Raw genomic sequence first — 1,182 nt, forward strand, 5'->3', positions numbered from 1 at the left:
GGGTCCCACAGCCGCACCGTGTGGTCGTCGCCTGCGCTGGCGAGCAGGGTGCGTCCGTCGGGCAGCGGGATGCTGGCCAGGACGAGCACCGAGCCGGTGTGGCCGGTGAGGGTTTGGTGGCTGGTGCCGCCCCAGACGGCGTGGAGGGGTCGCCAGGGCCGGTCGGGGAGGAGCCGGGCGGTGTTGTCGGCGAGGGTGTGAGCGTGGGTTTTGCGGGCGGAGATTTCGATCCAGTGCAGGTGTTCGGTGTGGGTGGTGCCGTGTCCGGCGGCGAGTTCGAGGGCACCCAGGGCGGCGCGTGCGTGGGGGGTGGTGAGGTGGTGTCGGTGGCGGAGCAGGGAGGGGATGCCGACGTGGAGGGCGAAGTCGGTGTCGTTGAGCAGGTCGGGGAGCATGCCGGCGTGGGCGGCGTGTTCGGGGAGGTGGACGGTGGCGTAGGCGCCGGTCACATCCCAGGGGCGCCGGCCGATGGGTTCGGTGGGTGTGAGGGCGGCGGCGATGCGGCGGTGGGCTTGGCGGCTGGCGGTGGTGAGGGTGTGGCCGAGGTGGCGGAGGTCTTCGTCGTCGCTGTCGGCTAGTGCAGTGCCGGTGGTGAAGTCGCGGAGGCTTTGATGGCGGGGTAGGTACATGTCGGGGTCCCCGCCCTGTCGGATGGCGAGGAACGGCCGGAACATGCCGCGGAGCAGGCTGCGGGCCTGCGCTTCGGGGACGTCAGCCCAGGTGGCGAGGGTGGCCGCGGTCTGGGGTTCCCGGATGACGGTGAGCGTGGCGAGCAGGGGCAGGCCGCAGGTCTGCCAGTCGCGCTCGTCGAGGCTGGCCTGCCAGCGGTGGAGGTTGTCGGCGTAGTAGCCGGCGAGCCCTTCGGGAAGCCGGTCGACATCCCTCGGGTCGCGGTCGTGGTCGCGAATCTGGTCGAGTACGGTCAGCGCGTAGATCCACACCCCGCCCGAACGTTCCAGCAGGGTTTCGCTGAACCGGCCGACGGTCATGCCCGCCTGGTGGAGCGCGTCGGCGATCAGCGGGTCGTGGGTGCTGATCGTGGTGAGGTAGTCGAGCAGATCCCGCCGATTGGACATGCTTTCGACGTCGATGCGTTCGACCACCCGTGATCCGGCGGGGAAAGTGATCGTGCTGGGCCGGGTGGTGGCGATGATGATCGCGCCGGGGGGTAGGGCTGTGGGG

Annotated in this window: 1 protein-coding gene; it reads right to left on the reverse strand. The window is 70.8% G+C overall.

Translation table 11 applies throughout. The annotated features are described in order from the left end of the window. A partial coding sequence (locus C1A33_RS37610; protein ID WP_279354699.1) for a WD40 repeat domain-containing protein occupies window positions 1–1,076 on the reverse strand: 1,076 nt, incomplete at its 3' end. Window positions 1,077–1,182: the final 106 nt, after the last annotated feature.

It is taken from the genome of Frankia canadensis, from assembly GCF_900197875.1.
Lineage (GTDB): Bacteria > Actinomycetota > Actinomycetes > Frankiales > Frankiaceae > Frankia > Frankia canadensis.